At 66.6% G+C, this 12715-nt stretch carries 12 protein-coding genes; 4 read left to right on the plus strand and 8 right to left on the minus strand.

Features of this window, described 5'->3' with window-relative positions; translation table 11 throughout:
- Window positions 1–5: 5 nt before the first annotated feature.
- From V6M61_RS02355 to V6M61_RS02370, 4 genes are read left to right on the plus strand one after another with little or no spacing between them, the layout of a single operon-like run.
- Window positions 6–2396 carry a heavy metal translocating P-type ATPase gene (locus tag V6M61_RS02355; RefSeq protein WP_332774950.1) on the plus strand — a complete coding sequence of 797 codons (2391 nt, stop codon included), beginning with the start codon at window positions 6–8 and terminating at the stop codon, window positions 2394–2396.
- The gene (locus tag V6M61_RS02360; RefSeq protein ID WP_332774951.1) at window positions 2393–2659 is read left to right on the plus strand and encodes a hypothetical protein; all 267 of its coding nucleotides are present in this window, start codon (window positions 2393–2395) and stop codon (window positions 2657–2659) included. The genes V6M61_RS02355 and V6M61_RS02360 overlap by 4 nt, the downstream gene beginning before the upstream one ends.
- 29 nt (window positions 2660–2688) lie before the next feature.
- Window positions 2689–2895, plus strand: a complete 207-nt coding sequence (locus V6M61_RS02365) for a hypothetical protein (protein WP_332774952.1) — start codon at window positions 2689–2691, stop codon at window positions 2893–2895.
- 14 nt (window positions 2896–2909) lie between these two features.
- On the plus strand, window positions 2910–3353 hold the full coding sequence (locus V6M61_RS02370; RefSeq protein ID WP_332774953.1) for a hypothetical protein: 444 nt from the start codon (window positions 2910–2912) through the stop codon (window positions 3351–3353).
- Window positions 3354–3365: 12 nt separating this feature from the next.
- Here the strand turns inward: V6M61_RS02370 and V6M61_RS02375 are convergent, their stop codons facing one another.
- From V6M61_RS02375 to V6M61_RS02410, 8 genes are all read right to left on the minus strand, one after another.
- Window positions 3366–4364: an MgtC/SapB family protein gene (locus V6M61_RS02375; RefSeq protein ID WP_332774954.1), complete on the minus strand. Its 999-nt coding sequence runs from the start codon at window positions 4362–4364 to the stop codon at window positions 3366–3368.
- A gap of 35 nt (window positions 4365–4399) precedes the next feature.
- Window positions 4400–4549 carry an MgtC/SapB family protein gene (locus V6M61_RS02380; protein ID WP_332774955.1) on the minus strand — a complete coding sequence of 50 codons (150 nt, stop codon included), beginning with the start codon at window positions 4547–4549 and terminating at the stop codon, window positions 4400–4402.
- 137 nt (window positions 4550–4686) lie between these two features.
- Entirely contained in the window at window positions 4687–7524 is a 2838-nt protein-coding gene (locus V6M61_RS02385; RefSeq protein ID WP_332774956.1) for a cation-translocating P-type ATPase, read from the minus strand.
- 76 nt (window positions 7525–7600) lie between these two features.
- A complete protein-coding gene (locus tag V6M61_RS02390) occupies window positions 7601–8194 on the minus strand; it encodes an NAD(P)H-dependent oxidoreductase (RefSeq protein ID WP_332774957.1) in 594 nt (197 codons plus the stop codon).
- Window positions 8191–9096: a ribose-phosphate pyrophosphokinase gene (locus tag V6M61_RS02395; RefSeq protein WP_332774958.1), complete on the minus strand. Its 906-nt coding sequence runs from the start codon at window positions 9094–9096 to the stop codon at window positions 8191–8193. Before V6M61_RS02395 ends, V6M61_RS02390 begins: the two co-directional genes overlap by 4 nt.
- The gene (locus tag V6M61_RS02400) at window positions 9096–10622 is read right to left on the minus strand and encodes a thymidine phosphorylase family protein (RefSeq protein ID WP_332774959.1); all 1527 of its coding nucleotides are present in this window, start codon (window positions 10620–10622) and stop codon (window positions 9096–9098) included. The genes V6M61_RS02395 and V6M61_RS02400 overlap by 1 nt, the downstream gene beginning before the upstream one ends.
- A 102-nt stretch (window positions 10623–10724) precedes the next feature.
- Window positions 10725–12227, minus strand: a complete 1503-nt coding sequence (locus V6M61_RS02405; RefSeq protein WP_332774960.1) for a bifunctional aminoglycoside phosphotransferase/ATP-binding protein — start codon at window positions 12225–12227, stop codon at window positions 10725–10727.
- Window positions 12224–12679, minus strand: a complete 456-nt coding sequence (locus V6M61_RS02410; RefSeq protein WP_332774961.1) for a DUF6629 family protein — start codon at window positions 12677–12679, stop codon at window positions 12224–12226. Before V6M61_RS02410 ends, V6M61_RS02405 begins: the two co-directional genes overlap by 4 nt.
- Window positions 12680–12715 lie beyond the last annotated feature (36 nt).

Consider the following 12715-nt stretch of genomic DNA (forward strand, 5'->3'; position numbering starts at 1 on the left):
TTGACATGAATTCTCACACGCAATCCCAACGTTCGCCGGAACCCATGCCTCCTGAACCAGCAGATAGCAGGCGCACTGCTGTGCGCCATGCGCATGGGGCAGGAGCCGCTGCCTCAACACCCCTGACAGACCCGGTTTGTGGCATGCCTGTTACCGAGCGGTCCGCGCATTGGCACGAGCATGACGGCCGGCTCTATTACTTCTGCAGCGCGTACTGCAAGAACAAGTTCAGTGCGGACCCGGCTCGATTCGTCTCCTCGAAGTCGGCGCCTGAACAGGAGACGCCGGCCCCCGCTGGCACGATTTACACCTGCCCGATGCACCCGGAGGTACGCCAGGACCATCCCGGCAATTGCCCAAAGTGCGGGATGACGCTTGAAGCCTTGTTGCCCGAACCCGAGGACGGCGAGAACGCGGAGCTCGTCGATTTCCAGCGGCGCTTCTGGTGGACGCTGCCGCTGACCGGGGTTGTGACGCTGATGGCGATGTTCGGCCACAGGCTGAACTGGTTTGACATGGCTGTGCAAAGCTGGATCGAGTTTGTCCTGTCCCTGCCTATCGTGCTGTGGGCCGGCTGGCCGTTCTTCCAGCGTGGCTGGCAGTCGGTAGTGAATAGCAGTCCCAACATGTGGACGCTGATCGGCCTGGGAACCGGTGCCGCCTTCGCCTACAGCGTGGTCGCGACCGTCGCACCCCAGGTGTTTCCGGCCTCGTTCGTGTCCATGGGCCGGGTTGCCGTGTATTTTGAAGCGGCTGCCGTGATCATCTCGCTGACGCTGCTGGGCCAGGTGCTGGAGCTCAAGGCCCGCTCGCAAACCTCGGCCGCGATCAGGTCCCTGCTGGGCCTGGCACCCAAGACCGCCCGGCGCATCCGGATCGACGGGAGCGAGGAGGATGTGCCCTTGAACCACGTCCATGTCGGCGACCTGCTGCGCGTCCGACCCGGCGAGAAAGTGCCCGTCGATGGCGTGGTGGTCGAAGGCGGCAGTGCGGTGGACGAGTCGATGCTCACCGGCGAGCCGATGCCGGTCACCAAGCGTGTGGGTGACAAGGTCATCGGTGCAACCCTCAACACCAGCGGAGCCATGGTGATGCGGTCCGAGCGGGTGGGCGCGGCCACCATGCTGGCGCAAATCGTCCATATGGTCGCGCAGGCCCAGCGTTCCAAAGCCCCGATGCAGCGCATGGCCGACGTGGTGGCCGGCTATTTCGTGGTCTCGGTGGTGGTGGTTGCACTGCTCACGTTCTTCGGCTGGGGGCTGTTCGGGCCCGAGCCGCGCTGGGTCTTCGGCCTGATCAACGCCGTCGCGGTGCTGATCATCGCCTGCCCGTGCGCCCTGGGCCTGGCCACGCCGATGTCCATCATGGTGGCCACGGGTCTTGGCGCGACGCGGGGCGTGCTGTTCCGCGATGCGGCGGCCATCGAGAACCTGCGCAAGATCGATACGCTCATCATCGACAAGACCGGCACCCTGACCGAGGGACGCCCGCGGTTCGACCGCGCCATCCCGGCCCCCGGAATTGATGCTGAAGAAGTGCTGCGCCTCGCAGCGAGCCTGGACCAGGGCAGCGAGCACCCGCTGGCCGACGCCATCGTGACTGCGGCCCGCGAGCGTGGCTTGGCGCTGGACAAGGCGGACAACTTTGAATCCAGCTCCGGAATTGGGGTGCGCGGGCAGGTGACCGGGCGTCAAATGGCGCTCGGCAATACCGTCCTGATGCAGCAAATGGGTATCCCGGTTGATAGCCTGGTGCCGCAGGCCGAGGCCATGCGCGCAGAAGGTGCCAGCGTCATGCACCTCGCCGCCGATGGACGCCTGATCGGTCTGCTGGCCGTTTCCGATCCGGTCAAGTCCAGCACGCCCGAGGCCTTGGCAGCGTTGAAAGCGGCCGGACTGCGCATCGTGATGGCCACCGGCGACGGCCTGACCACGGCCAGAGCTGTCGGCGTGCGCCTGGGCATTGACGAGGTGCATGGCGAGGTCAAGCCGGCCGACAAATTGCGGCTGGTCGAACGCCTGCAGAAGGAAGGCCGGGTGGTGGCGATGGCGGGGGACGGCATCAACGATGCGCCTGCGCTGGCCCAGGCCGATGTCGGCGTGGCCATGGGAACCGGCACCGACGTGGCGATGAACAGCGCACAGGTCACGCTGGTCAAGGGTGATTTGCGCGGAATCGCCATCGCGCGTTCGCTGTCGGAAGCCACCGTGGGCAACATGAAGCAGAACCTGATGTTTGCCTTCCTGTACAACGCGGCGGGTATTCCCATCGCTGCCGGTGTGCTGTACCCGATGACCGGCTGGCTGCTGTCGCCGATGATCGCCGCGCTGGCCATGAGTTTCAGCTCGGTCTCAGTGATCGGCAACGCGCTGCGCCTGCGGCGGAGCCGGTTGTGAGTCCGCGCTTTCAGTTCCATCGGGAGGCAACAGCCGGTATTGCGGCCAGCCCCCAGGACCTGTTTGCCTTTCTGGATGATCACCGGCGGCTGGCGGCGCACATGGAAAAGCCGTCGCTGATGATGGCCGGCTCCGCGATGAAAATCACGACCGATAGCCAGCAGGGCCAGGCCGTCGGCTCATGGATACGCCTGGAAGGACGGGTTCTGGGCATTGCGCTAAGTGTTGAAGAGGTGGTGAGCGAGTACACCCCCCTGTCCTGAAAACCTGGGAAACCCGGGGCGAACCGCACTTGCTGATGATTGGCCCGTACCGGATGGGTTTTGAACTGGCGCCCAGGGAAGGGAAGACCCGGCTGCGCGTCTGGATCGACTACAACCTGCCGTCCGGTTTTCCGGGACGCTGGCTCGGCAGACTGCTGGGCACCGTTTACGCGGACTGGTGCGTGACGCGCATGGTGAAGGATTCGGCGAGCGCTGCGTCGTTCAAGACGGTATGAACAAGGAGCACAACATGGCAATCGTTTCTTTGGCATGGCGTTGCATTCCCGCGAAGAACCTGCTCGTCCTGTTGCTTTTGCTGCCCTTGACGGCTGCGGCGTTCAGCGCGTTTGCGCAAGATGGTGCGCCGGCAGCAACCCAGACATCGGTCCAGCAAGGTGTGACGGTGAAGGTCACGCCCAGGGTGGTCGGCGCCGGCAACGCGCGCTGGCAATTCGCCATCGTGCTCGACACCCACAGCAGCGACCTCAACGATGACCTCGTGACGACCGCAACGCTGGTCACAGCCGATGGCCGCGAGATCAGGCCGCTGGCCTGGACGGGGGCTGCGCCCGGCGGACATCATCGTGAGGGTCTGCTCGAGTTTGCGATGACCGCGCCCTGGCCCACGGCGATTGAGCTGAAGCTGGCGCGCCAGGGCGAAGCTGCACCACGGGTCTTCCGCTGGCAGTTTTGAACTCCGGCTCACTCACCCCAGCGTCATGAGGACGGCGGCCGCCGAGCCGGCAGCAATCGAAAGGCCATAACTGGCTGCGACAGGGTGACCGAGCGGCATCCCGCCGATCACGGCGGCAATGCAGGCCTTCGCCACCATGTTGGCTGCGGTCGCGAGGCCCACGGCAGCCACGGTGGCGGTCACCGCCAGGCTGCCTGCCGCCTGCATTTTCATCACGCTGATGATGACGGCGTCGACATCGGCCAGCCCCGACAGTGTGGCCAGCGCATACAGGCCGGGGTTGCCCAACCACGCTTTGCTGGCCTGGGTCAGCACCGCCATCAGGCCGAGAAACGCGCCGAAGCCGAGCGCGGTGCTCAGGCCGAAGGGCGCGATAGGATCGCCCTCCGACGCGACAGCGCCAGACGTGCCGCGCTTTCGCTGCCACGCGGCCAGGCCGAGAAGGGCGGCGCCTGCAGCCACCATGGGAACCCCGAGCGGCCGCCCGAGTGCAGGCTGGAGCGTGAACACGATCACCGTTATGCGCAGGAACATCATGCCGCACGCGGCCAATGTGCAGGCCGCTGCGGCATCGGTGAGCGCCGGTTCCGCCCGGGCACGCCTGGCGAGCATGAGCGTGGCTGCGGTCGAGGAGGCCAGGCCGCCGAGCAAGCCGGTCCAGAAGATTCCGCGCTGGGGGCCGGTGAACCGCATCGCGACATGGCCGCACAGGGACATGCCGGCAATCAGGACCACCGCCCACCACAGACGATAAGGGTTCAGCGCGGCATAGGGGCCGTAGCCGGCATCCGGCAGCAGCGGCAGGATGACGACCGACAGCACGAGCAGCTGTAGCGCCGCGCCGAGTTCGCTGTGCTCCACGAGCCGCAGCCAGCGGTGCAGCGTGGGCTTGAGATCGAGCAGCACCGCGATGACGACTGCCGTGCCGACCGTGATGGCAGCATGGTCTGCGCCGGCCAGCGCACCGAGCGAGTACGTCAGCAGCGCGGCGACAGCGGTGGTCGCGCTCAAGCTGCCATGGGCATGAACGTTCTCGCGATAGGACACTACGGCGAGGATGGCCAGGGGGCTAAGGTCTCGCTCAGGACGCCGAGCACGCCGCCCAGCAGGCCGAACAGCGCGAACGTTCGCAATCCTGCGACGCGGCTCCCCTCAGCGCGCTCGCGCTCGCGCCAGCCGCGTTCGAGGCCGATCAAAGCGCCGGCCGCAAGTGCGCAGCCAGGGCTGACACGGTGGACATGACGGGGGATAGGAGTTCCAAGGGAAGGATCCGGTTGATCGTCGCGGAGTCGATATTGTCAGACAGATCGAACAAACGCCCGGTGCTGTTAATTCATGGGGCGCCCCCGGCGCCAGCTCGTCGCCCCACTGCGCGACCCACCAGTTTGCGCAGTTCGCTGAACCACAGCACGACGCTGCCCATCGCCGCGCAGACCAGCCACTGATGGAGCGTCAGCGGCACGGTGCCGAAGGCGAGATTGAGAACGTCGAGGTTGACAACCGCCGCCTGCAGCAGCGCCGACAGGGCAACCGCGCCCCACAGCCAGGGGTTGACGAACAGGCGGGTGAACGCGCTCGTGGTGTCGGAGCGGGCGTTGAAGCAGTTGAACAGGTGGGCGAACACCAGCACCGTGAAGCCCGCGGTGCGTGCGGTGGCGAGGTCTTGTGTGCCTTCGATCAGCCCTCCCGGCAGGTACATGTCCATGGTCAGCAGGGTCACCATGGCCACCACCACACCGATCTGGAGCACCCCCGCCCACATGCGGGCGTCGATCACCCGCGCACTCAGCCGGCGCGGCTTGCGGGCCATGACGCCGTCGGTTGGCGGGTCCACGCCCATCGCCAGTGCCGGCCAGGAGTCGGTGATCAGATTGAGCCACAGGATCTGTGTGGCCAGCAGCGGCAGCACCACCGCGCCGCCGCCGGCGGTCTGCGTGCCCGTCAGTCCGATCACGCCTGCCCCGACCACACCGAGGAACACCGTCAGCACCTCGCCCATGTTCGAGGACAACAGGTAACGCAGGAACTTGCGGATGTTGTCGAAGATGCCGCGACCTTCGCGCACCGCCTCAATGATGGTCGCGAAGTTGTCGTCGGCAAGGATCATCTTGGCCGCCTCCTTGGTTACCTCGGTTCCGGTCATGCCCATCGCGATGCCGATGTCCGCCGATTTGAGCGCCGGCGCGTCGTTGACGCCGTCGCCCGTCATCGCGACGATGTCTCCACGGGCCTGCAGCGCGTCGACGATGCGCAGCTTGTGCGCGGGCGCGACCCGGGCGTAGACCGACGTCTTGCGCACCGCCTCCGCGAACCCCGCATCGTCGAGCGCATCGAGCTCGGCGCCCGTCAGTGCCGCGGCGCCGGCATCGACGATGCCCAGGTCTGCGGCAATGCGGGCCGCGGTGCGCGGGTGGTCGCCGGTGATCATGATGATCCGGATGCCGGCGCGCTGCGCTTCGGCAATGGCCTGCGCAGCCTCCTCACGCGGCGGGTCTATCATGCCCACGGTGCCGACGAAGATGAGGTCGCGCTCCAGGGTGTCCGTGGCCTGCGGGTCCTCGTCCGGGCCGAGGGGGCGGTAGGCCACGGCCAGCGTGCGCAGCGCGGCATCGGACAGCGTGTCGACGTCGGCCAGAATCTTCGCCCGCAGCGCGTCGTCGAGTTCGACCGACTCCATCCCCACCCGTGCCCGGCTGCACCTCCCCAGCAGGACGTCCGGCGCGCCCTTGGTGACCACGACGACCGCGTCGCCGCGTTCGTGATCGAGCGCTATCGTCGACATCATCTTGCGCTCGGACGTGAACGGGATGTCGCCAATGCGCTCGAAACGCTGCTCGCGCCGCGCGCGCATTTCGGCATGGCCCAGCTTGCGCTCGGCCACCAGAAAGGCCGCTTCGGTGGGGTCGCCGTGGATCTCCCAGGCACCGTCCTCGCTTTGGCGCAGGTCTGCGTTGCCGGCCAGGCTGCCTCCGCTGAGCACCACCACGTGCTCGGCATGCAGCGCACCGGCGCCGAGCCTGGCGCCCTCGTGTTCCACCTGGCCGTGGGGAGCGTATCCCACCCCGGTGATACGGGTTCCGCCGGAAGCGGTCATGACCCGTTCGATGGTCATCTCCGAGCGGGTCAGCGTGCCGGTCTTGTCCGAGCAGATGACCGAGGCGCAGCCCAGCGTTTCCACTGACGAGAGGCTCTTGACGATCGCGTGGTGCCTGGCCATCCGCTGAACCCCCAGGGCGAGCACCACCGACAGGATCGCCGGCAGCCCTTCGGGCACGGCCGCCACGGCCAGGGCGACACCCAGCAGCAACACATCAATGACATCGGCCGCGTTGTGGATTTCCGACAGCAGCAGAACGGTTGCGACCACCACCAGGGCAATGATGATCACCGCGATGCCCAGCATGCGCCCGATGCGGGCGACTTCCTTTTGCAATGGCGTCTGTTCCTGGGTGGTCGCCTTGAGCATTTCGGCGATGGCGCCCACCTGCGTGTCCATGCCGGTCGCCGTCACCACGGCCCGGCCGCTGCCCTGCGCGATGGCGGTGCCCTTGAAGACCATATCGAGCCGGTCGCCGAGGGTGGCCGGTTCGCGCAAGGTGGCCGCATCCTTGAGCACCGCCTCGCTCTCGCCCGTCAGCGAGGCTTCCTGTACACGCAGCGATGTGGCCAGCACCAGGCGCCCATCCGCTCCGACGGCGTCACCTTCGCCGAGCACCAGCAAGTCCCCGGGCACCAGTTCGGCACTCGGCACCCGCAGCACCTGCCCGTCACGCACGACCGCCGAGGTCACCGCGGTCATCCGGGCCAGCGCAGCCACGGCATCCTGGGCCTTCGCTTCCTGCACATAACCCAGAACGCCGTTGAGGACGACGATGGCCGCGATCACGATCGCGTCGACGGGCCAGCCGACCCAGCCGTCGATCGCCCAGGCGATGAGCGAGATGGCAATGGCGGCCAGCAACAGGTAGATCAGCGGATCCTGGAAGTGTGCCAGGATGCGGCGCCAGGCGGGTGCGCGTGGGGCTGCGCGCAATTCGTTGGGGCCGCTTTCCGAAAGCCGACGTGCGGCTTCCTGCGACGTCAGCCCGCTGTCGAGGTTTGCCCAGAAAGCCCCGGCTACTTCGTCAGCGTCCCGGACGGACGGGTCCTCAAATTTGCCGGTCTGCTCCATCACCCGATTTGAGCTCCCGGTGCGTGTTACGGGCATGGCCCGACTTTGGTTCATTGGTGAACCTCAGTGACATGCATCACTGCGCTTTTAGTCCCAGTCGCCGCAGCTTTCCCAGCCACCGCTCCCCATCGTCTGCCTTGAAATTGCCCACCATCCCGATCAGCGTCTCATGCATCGGTGCTATGCCGGCAAAACCCAGAATGTTGCGTTCCAGCGACTTGACGCTGTGTGCGCGGAAGTACCAGCGGTAGAGCAGGGCGGGCATGCCCATCGTGACCACGACGCGGGCCGAGCGGCCTGTCAGCCCCTTTTTCGAGAAGGCGGTGCTGCCGCCCTCGCGTTCAAAGGCAAAGCCGGGCCGGACCACCTGTTCCAGAAAACCCTTCAGGAGCGCGGGCATGTCTCCTTGCCACAGCGGGAAGAACAGCACGATGTGCTGGGCCCAGCGGATGTCGTCCTGCGCCTGCTGTAGTCCATCGGGTGGCCCGTCTTCCTCCCAGGCTTTCTGGCTGCGCAGCAACGGAAAGTCGAGTTCCGCCACATTGAGCGAGCGCACGCTGTGGCCGCCTTCATGCGCGCCGCTGGTGTAGGCCGCGGCCAGCGCATGGCACAGGTGGTGAGCGGACGCGTCGGGGTGACCCTGGATCAGCAGGACCTGTTTGGACGTCACGGCGGCTTGCCCTGTGTACTGTGGTTTGAGACGGCGAGCACGGCCCTGACCAGCAGCGGCGCAAGGCGGATGGCATTGGAGGCGTGAGAAATCGTATCGCAGGTCACCACGCGTGTCACGCCCGCGTCCTGTAGCCGTTGCAGTGCGCCGCTGTCAAAAAGGGCATGCACCCCGATGCACAGGGGTGCGGGCATGCCGGCTTGCATCAAGGTCGCGGCGGCGGCCAGGAGTGTCTGGCCGGTGGAGATGATGTCGTCCAGCAGCACCGGCGTCCTGCCGAGCCAGGGGCCATCATCGGCCAGCGTGACGCGTACATCGCGGTCGCCCAGGCGGGTCTTGCTCAGCACCGTCCAGGGGGCATCCGTCAGCCTGGCCACCTCGGCAACCCATTGCGCGCTTTCCTGGTCAGGCCCGATCACTAGCGGGCGGTCGACGTGACTTCGCAGCCAGCGCGCGATCATGGGTGCTGCCGCGACCGCCTGCGTGCGAATCGGATAGATCTCGCCCAGATTGCGCCAGCGATGCAGGTGCGGGTCGACCGTGACCAGGAAATCAATCGATGCCGACAGCAGCCGTGCATAGCTACGCGAAGTGATCGCCTCGCCCGGGTTAAAGCGGTGGTCCTGCCGCATGTAGGCCAGGTAGGGCGCCACCAGGCCGACTTGCGCTGCACCCAGGTCGCGTGCCGCATCGGCGGCAAACAGTAGGGGCAGGGTCTTGCCGTCGGGCTGGTGCAGGCTGCCGGCCAGCACGACGCAGCGGCCCTGCACCGGCGCGTCAATGCGCACCAGGGTTTCCCCATCGGGAAAGCGGTGCTGCCACAGCGCGCTCCAGTCGCAGCACAGCAGGCGAGCCAGCCTGCCCGCGAGCCGGGCCTCACCGGGAAGGGCGACGATCAGCATCAGGCATCCTCCTGCACATGCACCGTCTCGGCCTGCGAGGCCACATATTCCAGCGCATAGGCCAGCTCACCCGGCGTGGCGGCGTGCAGCGTGAACAGCGGCTGGCCGCGCTCGACGAACTCACCCGGCCGAACATGCAGGTCGATGCCCGCGCAAGCCGCCTCCGGAGCACCGGCCAGTTTGGCGATGCGGGCCAGGCGCCGGTTGTCGATGGCGAGAACGCTGCCGCTACGTAGCGCATACACCGCCTGCAGGTGGGCAGCTACGGGCGGCTCGCGAAGGCCGCCCTGAGCCGCGCAGATATCCTGGAACTTGCGCCAGGCCCGCCCATCGGCCAGGACGGCGCTGGCCAGCGCCAGTCCGCCACCGGCCGGCGTGGCGCCACCGAACTCGAGAATTTCGCCGGCCAACAGCAGCGAGCGCTTGGTCAGGTCGGCCGGCGCGTCGGCCTGGTTGCGCAGCACGGCCAGTACGTCGCGTGCCTCCAGCGCGGGGCCGATGCCCCGGCCCACCGGGGCCAGGCCGTCAGTCTGCACCACGCGCACCTGCAGTCCCAGGGTCTGGCCCACCTGGTTAAGCAGCCGGCCCAGCAACTCCGCTGCTTGCACGCTACGAACCTTGGCGGTGGGCCCCACGGGCATGTCGATCAGCACGTGGGTAGAGCCCGCGGCCACCTTCTTGGACAGAATAGAAGCCACCAGCTGACCCTGGCTGTCCAGGTCCAGCGGGCGTTCCACCCGTATCAGGATGTCGTCCGCCGGGCTCAGGCGCACCGCGCCACCCCAGACAATGCAGCCGCCGGTGCGTTCCACCACCCGGCGGATCTGCGCCACATCCAGGTCCACCGGCGCCAGTGTTTCCATGGTTTCGGCCGTACCGGCGGGGGAGGTGATGGCGCGCGATGAGGTTTTGGGCATTCGTAGCCCGCAAGCCGCCACGATGGGCACAATCACCATGGTTGTGCGGTTGCCCGGCAGCCCTCCCACGCTGTGCTTGTCCATGACCAGGCCTTCGCCCCAGTCAATCCGCTCGCCGACGGCGACCATCGCGCGGGTAAGCGAGACGGTTTCTTCCAGGTCCAGTCGGTCGCCGGCACAGGCGGTGACAAAGGCCGCCAATTGCAGGTCCGAATAGCGACCGGCGGCCACATCTTCAATCACGTCCGTGATGGCCGCCTGGGTGAGGTGCCGTCCATAGACCTTGGCGCGCACATGACCCAGCGATTCGAGCGGCGAGGGGTGGCGCAGCGAGACCATGTCGCCCTCTTGCGCCTTGAGCAGACGCCACGCCGCTTCGGACAGGCCGGCCTCGTCGGGCGCGAGAAAGTCGCCAGACACCACGTTCAGCGTGGCGACAATGATGCGCTCACCCAGCGCCAGCTCCACCCGCGATTGCGCCTCGAAGCCTTCCGAGTGGCAGACACGGCAGTCGCGGTGCATGAACAGCACCGGCTCCTGGTAGGTGTCGATACCCAGCCGCCGCAGGCGCAGCTTGCTGGGCGTGGGATGATTTGGCAGGGTTTGCATGGCTGGAGGGCGTTCCAGCCACTGTAGCGTAGGCGAGTATGTCCCGCCTTGACAAAACTCAAGGCGGGCACTGGCTTTAGCGAGGTGGGGGTTGCGAAAGCATCAACGGAACACGTTGCCAGGCATGGCGAGAACAAAAGCAAGCTCGTCGCCGTCAAGCGGATCGGTGGTTGTGCGCAGGCGCTCAAGCACAGGGAGATCGGCCTCGGATGGATCGCCCCGGCGGGCCAGCAGGCGCTCGCGCAGCACCGGCAGCGGCGCCTTGCAGTCGATGATGAAGAACCGCACGTCGAGCGAGCGTGCGAGCGCGAAGGCCTGGGCCCGTTCCATGCGGCGCAGGAACGCGGCGTCGAGGATCACCGGGTAGCCTGCCTGCAGCGCGATGCGCGCCGTCCCGAACAGGTGCTCGTAGGTGCGCGTGGTGGTGTCGGCGCCGTACAGGTTTAGCCCGCTGGCGCGCGAATCCTCGAGCATGCCGAGCCCGAACAGGCGCTTGCGCTCGACATCCGAACGCAGCCGGATCGCGCCTTCCTGCTCCAGAAGGCGTTGCGCAGCGAAGGTCTTGCCCGAACCCGGCAGGCCGTGGGTAATAAAGAGCTGCGCGTCGCGCCGGTAGATCCAGGCCAGCGCCGTCTGCAGATAGCGCCGGGCGCCGTCCTGCGCATGGCGCAAGAGTTCCACCTGTGCCCGCACCAGCGAGCGGTAGACGATCGAAAAACGCAGCGCCGGCAGGCCCGCATGGTCGCCAGTGCGATCGAGCCACTCGTTGATGAATCGGAACGCGAAGTCGCGCCGGCCCTGGGCGATAAAGTCCATGATGACGAACGCCGCGTCGTCAAGCATGTCAATCCAGCGCAGCGCCGGGTCGAACTCGATGCAGTCGAAGACCACCACGTCGCTATTGAGGCTCACCACATTGGCGAGGTGCAGGTCGCCATGGCATTCGCGCACGCGGCCGTTCTCCTTGCGGGACATCCACAATGGCGCCAGCGCGGTGGCCTCGGCTTCGAGCCAAGCCCGCAGCGCGGCCAGCTCGGTCTTGCTCGCCAGCGATCGCACGCCTTCGAGCGCCGCCATGACACCGGCGCGCCGACGTTCGGCGCTGGCGAAATCGCTCGCAGCTTCGGCGTGCGGCGCGCGCGCATGAAAGTCGGCAAGCAGTGCGGCCAGCCGGTCGACGTCGTCGGCGCGCAGAGTGCCTGCGGCGAGTCGCTCGCTGAACAGCGAACCCGGTGCGAAGCGTCGCATGCGCACCGCATACTCCAACACCGGCCCCGGACCGTCGAGCACAGGCGCCTGCGGCGTACCGGTGATACGCGTGATGCCCAGGTACAGCGATGGCGCCAGCCGCCGATTCAGCCGCAACTCCTCTTCGCAGAAATGACCTCGCGCTTGCAGCGTGCCGTAATCGACAAATGGTAGCCGCACTGGCTTCTTGATCTTGTAGGCGGTGTCGCCGGCCAGCAGCACCCACGAGACGTGGGTTTCTAACAGTGCCGCATGCAGTGCCGTTGAGAGGATGTTGACCAGTGCGGCAGCCTCTCCCATTGGTTTGCCGCCATCAGGCTGGGTGCCGCCAACTTCCGGACCGGGCGCAGCGTTCACGGGAAGCTCTCTCTCAGCGAGCGGCGGGGAAGAAAACGGAAATACACTACGGTGCTCAACAAGACGGCAAAGAAGCACCAGACCGAAATGAACCAGGTGGTGTAGAAGCCGTAGGCGACGGCAAAGGACAACAGAGTCAGGGCGCCGAAGATCTTCGCTTTCGGGTGCGTGGACAGCATGAGGCCGAGCGTGGTGGACACTAGGTACAGGGTCGACACCATAGCCAGAAAATGCGGCGGCGAGACGTACTGGATGTGTTGCCCCACCAGCTGCGAGCTCACCGGGTAGTCGACCAGGTGGTACAGCAGGAAGGCGCCCACCGCGACCCCGGTACCCACCAGCGCGATCAGCGCCCGCCGGCGTGGCCCCGGTGGTTCGATCAACAGCACCGCGACAGGGATATAGATCGGCCACAACACATGGGACATGACCTTGGGAAGGGTGTGACTCATTTCGATGCCTTTCCCATAGGTTTGCCCATGTGGTCG

This window comes from Polaromonas sp. (assembly GCF_036676035.1).
Taxonomy (GTDB): Bacteria; Pseudomonadota; Gammaproteobacteria; order Burkholderiales; family Burkholderiaceae_C; genus Polaromonas.

What these genes read in the sequence shown, in the direction of transcription:
- V6M61_RS02355 (WP_332774950.1), top strand. Translation starts at nt 6, where the DNA reads ATGAATTCTCACACGCAATCCCAACGTTCGCCGGAACCCATGCCTCCT.
- V6M61_RS02370 (WP_332774953.1), top strand. Translation starts at nt 2,910, where the DNA reads ATGGCAATCGTTTCTTTGGCATGGCGTTGCATTCCCGCGAAGAACCTG.
- V6M61_RS02385 (WP_332774956.1), bottom strand. Translation starts at nt 7,524, where the DNA reads ATGGAGCAGACCGGCAAATTTGAGGACCCGTCCGTCCGGGACGCTGAC.
- V6M61_RS02395 (WP_332774958.1), bottom strand. Translation starts at nt 9,096, where the DNA reads ATGCTGATCGTCGCCCTTCCCGGTGAGGCCCGGCTCGCGGGCAGGCTG.
- V6M61_RS02400 (WP_332774959.1), bottom strand. Translation starts at nt 10,622, where the DNA reads ATGCAAACCCTGCCAAATCATCCCACGCCCAGCAAGCTGCGCCTGCGG.
- V6M61_RS02410 (WP_332774961.1), bottom strand. Translation starts at nt 12,679, where the DNA reads ATGAGTCACACCCTTCCCAAGGTCATGTCCCATGTGTTGTGGCCGATC.